We start from the raw sequence: 5,228 nt of genomic DNA on the forward strand, positions 1-5,228 counted from the left end.
GCAGGAAAACGCGTGTGAAGCAGACGGTCGGCAACGTGGCCGAGCGCCTCGTGTTTCTTCCACCCATAAAGCGCTTCCGCGCCGCTGTTCCAGTAGGTAATTACATCGTCCATATCGCGAGCTACCACGCTGTCGTGGGTAAGGTCGAGAAGCTGTGCCTGCTCACGATGGACTGCGGCCAGTCGGCGAGTCCTATGCACGAGAAAGGTGACGACGAACGTTGTCACAAAAAAGGCAGTCAACGCTACGATGTCCTGCTGGGTATCTGTCCGGAAGGTAAATCGTGGCGGTGTAAAGAAAAAGTCGAGGCAACCAACAGCGATCACCGAGATAGCTACCGATGAAACGAGGCTGCCCGTCAGTGACACCAGCAAGACCTCGATCACGTAGACGAACCCAACTACCGCGACGCCGGCTCCCAAGCGAAAGCACACCCAGGTCGAGATTGCTATGCTGATAGCGCCGGCGAACAGGATCGCGGCAACGGAGCGCGATTGAACGATCCCGTTGGTCGTTCTGGTTGCGTGCATCCCCCGCCAGCCACCGTTCGCAAAGAGATCCTTCATTCGGTTTTCCCCTTTGAACGGCAAGTCGAAGCGCTGACTCGCGCTCTCGGTCAAGGGACACGACAAACCATGTGCTCGTCGTACGCGGTACTCGCAAAGTCTGGGCGTGCTGGCGCTTGGCAACGCCTCGGCGTTCACCCTAGCCCCACTTTCAGGTGTCAAGCGGCCAGTCACCAATTTCCGGCGAACGGCGGGTCGTGGCCGATCGTTGTCCGATGCGATCGGCATAAGTCGACGCCAAAGAGACGGTCGGTTTTGCGGAAAGCCGCCGTTCAAAACCGTTGCAGACTGTCCGCCAGACGATGGGACGAGTCATCGCGGCGACCTACTGGCGGACTCGGCGTTGATGGCTTCTCTTCATACGACGCTGTCAGAACGTTTCCCAATCCGCGCCCTCGACCGTCACCGGCGAGTCAGCGCGCCGCGGTATCGGCGCGGGGACTTTCGTGGTTGATACGGAACGCTCGGCCACACAGACGGGCCGCTTCGCTGCTGGCGGCTTCGCAACAGACAGCGGGCGCGCGGCTGGCGCGGCGATATCGGTCTGCGCCGTGCGGAACACCGCTACCGCAGCGCGCAAACGCTTCGCCTGGTCCTCGACCGAGCCGGCTGCGGCCGCCGCCTCTTCGACCAGTGCCGCGTTCTGCTGCGTGACTTCGTCCATCTGGCTGATCGCCTGGTTCACCTGCTCGATGCCGCGGCTCTGCTCGCTCGAGGCTGACGCGATCTCGCCCATGATGTCGGTCACGCGCTGAATCGCTGTGCCAACCTTGCTCATCGTCTCTCCTGCTCGCGCCACCAACTCGGTTCCGGTTTGCACGCGGCTGCCCGAGGTCTCGATCAGCGCCTTGATTTCCTTGGCCGCTACCGACGAGCGCTGCGCCAGAGAGCGCACTTCGCTGGCTACTACCGCGAAGCCCCGGCCCTGCTCGCCCGCCCGCGCCGCCTCTACCGCCGCGTTGAGTGCGAGGATGTTGGTCTGGAATGCGATGCCCTCGATCACGCCGGTGATTTCGGCGATCTTGCCCGCGCTTTCCTCGATGCCCGCCATCGTCTCGACTACCTCCCCGACGATTGCCGAACCTTCTTTGGCAACAGCACTCGCACTGTCCGCGAGGCCGCTCGCCTGGCGAGCGTTCTCCGAGTTCTGCTTGACGGTGGCCGTGAGTTCCTCCATGCTCGCCGCCGTTTCCTGCAGCGACGCGGCCTGTTCCTCCGTGCGAGAAGACAGGTCGGTGTTGCCCTGCGCGATCTGTTGCGCGCCCGTCATGACCGACTCGGCGCCGATGCGGATCTCGCTGACGGTGTCAGACAGGCTTTCGGTCATAGTGCGAAGCGATCGAAGTAATTGCCCCGTCTCGTCCCTGCCATTCGCGTCGATCCGCGTGGCCACGTTGCCTTGGGCTACTTTCTCAGCCGCATCGACAGCTACATGCAACGGCCGGACGATCGAGCGCGTGACCAGCAGCGCGCAAACCGCTCCGACCGCCAGCGCGAGCGCCGCGAGCGCCAGTACGAGCATCCGCGCGTTGGCATACGATGCGCTCGATGCGTCGCGCTCGCTCGCTATCTGTTTGCCGACGTAGTCCATCAGGGCTTGCACTGCGCCGAGATATTGATTCTCCAGCGGCACCTGCTCGCCCAGCAACTTTTGTCGTGCCCCTTCGGTTTCGCCGGCCTTGATCTGCGCGATGACTGCCGCCCGGCCGGACAAATACGCCTGACGAGCGGACACGACATGCGCCCAGAGCTCTTTGCCCTGGTCCCCGTCGAGAAGCTGCTGGATTTCTTCAACTGCCTTGGAGACGATATCGTGACCATTGCCGATCGATTGCAAATTGGCACTTACGACCTCCGGCTCGTTGCCTGCCAACGCGGCTAATGCGTCGCGTTCCATCACCGCCTGCCCGCGAGTGATTCCGAGTAGCTGCTGCAGATCCGACAACACCGGCAAGCGCGTGCGCGTGACGTTATTGACGTCCTGATTGAAGCCGCTTAGTCCACTCAGTGATACGGCTGCCAGTGCGAACGTTAGAAGTAACGTGACTGCGAACGCCAGCGCAAGGCGCGCTCCTATTTTCATGTTGCTCAATCGCATACGAGAACTCCATCTTTCGATATCTGCCACCTGGCCCACCGGCTTGCCGGGCAATTCTGTATAACGACAAGAAGGACGGAAACTAAAGGGTTAATACTTATAGTTTGGCTGCAAAGTAGCCGATTGTCCGAATGCGACCGTCCACTTAGCGACCGATGATCAACTGCCCCTGGCTCAGATTGCATTAAATCCAATCGGGCTCATGTCGACCCATTTTCGTCCCTCACCACTTCGGCGTGAATGTCCGCTTGGTTGAGTGGTACTGCCGCATGGACTTCGGAGAATTTGTCCTCGAGGTTGCGCCAGCATGAATGGGTGGAAGCCTGCGGCGCCATGCATTGTCGTTTCATTCTGCTATTGCCTACCTATACTCTTCATGGGCGACGTTAGCCTGCTACAAGGAACGACAGCCCTTTTTCGTCAGATGTATTCTGCCTTCGTAGCGTGAGGTGGCACATGCAATACGACCAACAGAAAGTGGAAGACTTCATGGGGCGGATGGTTGGAGAGTTCGGCGCGGTGGCGTGCGCGCCGCTGATCGCGCTCGGCGACCGGCTCGGCCTCTATAAAGCGATGACCGAGCAGGGCTGGATGACCTCGGAGCAGGTCGCCGAACGCGCCGGTCTCGCCGAACGATACGTGCGCGAATGGCTCGCGGCGCAAGCTGCATCCGGTTTCATTGACTATGACCCTTCGACCGCCCGCTATCAGCTCGCCAATGAAATGGCGATGTGCTTTGCCGAAGAAACGAGCCCGACTTTTATCCCCGGCTTCTGCGACTGCGCTGAAGCGATGTTCCGCAGCTTGCCGAAACTCGAAGCCGCGTTTCGCACGGGTTTGGGCGTCGGTTGGCATCAGCATCATCCATCGCTGTTCCGGGGTACTGAACGATTCTTTCGTCCCGGCTATGCTGCGCATCTGGTCGATGAATGGATCCCCGCGCTCGACGGAGTACAAGAGATTCTCAAGGGGCGCGGCGCGAAAGTCGCGGATGTCGGCTGTGGCCACGGCGCATCCACGATACTGATGGCTCAGGCATACCCAAACGCGGCTTTCATCGGCTTCGATTATCACGAACCGTCCGTGCAGAGAGCACGTGAACTTGCCGACGGCGCGGGCCTCGGCGACCGCGTCACGTTTGAAGTCGCAACCGCGCAGCAATATCCTGGAAAGGACTACGACCTCGTCGCATTCTTCGATTGCCTGCACGATATGGGCGACCCGACGGGCGCAGCAGCACACGTCCTACAAACGCTGCGACCCGATGGATCGTGGATGATCGTGGAACCGTTCGCGAATGACCGCCTCGAAGACAATATCAATCCTGTCGGACGGGTGTTCTATTCTGCGTCGACGATGATTTGCACAGGCGCATCGTTATCACAGGAAGGCAGAAGAGCGCTCGGCGCGCAGGCGGGCGAAACGCGGCTCAGAGAAGTCGTGACTGCTGGCGGCTTCACGCGCTTCAGGCGCGCAACGCAAACGCCGTTCAATCTGGTTTTTCAGGCGCAGGCGTGAACCTGGTCGCTTGCCGGAAACCGCGCGAGCGACGCACAAAAGTCGCCAGGAGCGCGGAAGGCGACAATCGTCGATGTGGCGAAGAGATGCGCGCCAAACATCACGCGGAGATAGCGGCACGGGATGGCAAGATTGCACGTCATGGCGACCTCACTCGTGCAGCATTAGGTGTGACCGCAATGAACAATCTCTCAAATTGAGCGCCGGATTCGCGCGTGCGGCTACATTGCTCCTGAGGCAATGCCCGTCGACTTATAAGTGACGCTCGATTCCCGAGGACTTTTGCCCTCCGTGATTCAACGTCCGTTGAACGATCGAGAGCGGGCATTTGCCTATAAGCTTCGAACGGCTCTTTGTGGCCGCCCTCTGCCTAACGGCGATCGGCAGCACGCGACCCCTTCCGGCCATTGAACATACCCTGGCTGAACGGCTCGTCACCGGTTGTCCAGCGGTCATTCGTGTGTCCGGATTTCCGAGGCCACCTCGGCACCGCCTGGATGAGCAGGCACCATAAAATGAAAAATGGCGCCGCGGGGTAAATTGGCAGTCACTCACAATCGCCCGTTGTGCGCCTCGATAATCGACCGGCAAATCGACAGCCCCATCCCCATACCGTGCGCTTTGGTCGTAAACAGCGGGTTAAAGATCTGATCGGTGGCTTCCGCTTCTATGCCGTTCCCTGTGTCTTCCACCGACACCACCACACTCCCAGATTCATGGACCTCAGAGCGTACGCAAAGTACCCGCTCGCCATTCATACTGGCCATGGAATCGACCGCGTTCGTCATCAAATTCACCAGCACTTGCTGGAGCTGAACCGGATCGCCGTTTATCCTCGGGAGCTGTTCGCTGCGCTCGGCCCGCACGGCTACCCGATGCGCCTCCAGATCGCCGCGCACGAGGGCCAGAGCGTCACCGACAGGGCTGTTAATTTCTCATGGTGCCGCAGGCGCAACGTCGGAGGTGTTCAAAATTCAACGCGTTGCGCCGCAACTCGATAGTCACGCTTCGATCAGATGTCGCGCGCAGGCAGTTTAGTGCCATGG

At 60.2% G+C, this 5,228-nt stretch carries 4 protein-coding genes; 1 reads left to right on the forward strand and 3 read right to left on the reverse strand.

Annotated features, from left to right (window positions below; genetic code table 11):
* A partial coding sequence (locus F6X42_RS41610) for a DUF4118 domain-containing protein (protein ID WP_187639583.1) occupies window positions 1-566 on the reverse strand: 566 nt, incomplete at its 3' end.
* A 370-nt stretch (window positions 567-936) separates the two neighbouring features.
* A complete protein-coding gene (locus F6X42_RS45465) occupies window positions 937-2,664 on the reverse strand; it encodes a methyl-accepting chemotaxis protein (protein ID WP_187639584.1) in 1,728 nt (575 codons plus the stop codon).
* Window positions 2,665-3,120: 456 nt separating this feature from the next.
* On the opposite strand from F6X42_RS45465, the gene F6X42_RS41620 reads away from it, so the two are divergent.
* The gene (locus F6X42_RS41620; RefSeq protein ID WP_187639585.1) at window positions 3,121-4,182 is read left to right on the forward strand and encodes a class I SAM-dependent methyltransferase; all 1,062 of its coding nucleotides are present in this window, start codon (window positions 3,121-3,123) and stop codon (window positions 4,180-4,182) included.
* Window positions 4,183-4,733: 551 nt separating this feature from the next.
* Here F6X42_RS41620 and F6X42_RS45470 read toward each other — a convergent pair.
* Complete coding sequence (locus F6X42_RS45470) at window positions 4,734-5,081, reverse strand: sensor histidine kinase (RefSeq protein WP_222945920.1); 348 nt, start codon at window positions 5,079-5,081, stop codon at window positions 4,734-4,736.
* Between the last annotated feature and the right edge of the window lie 147 nt (window positions 5,082-5,228).

The sequence above is a fragment of the Paraburkholderia podalyriae genome, assembly GCF_014397785.1.
Classification (GTDB): Bacteria; Pseudomonadota; Gammaproteobacteria; order Burkholderiales; family Burkholderiaceae; genus Paraburkholderia; species Paraburkholderia podalyriae.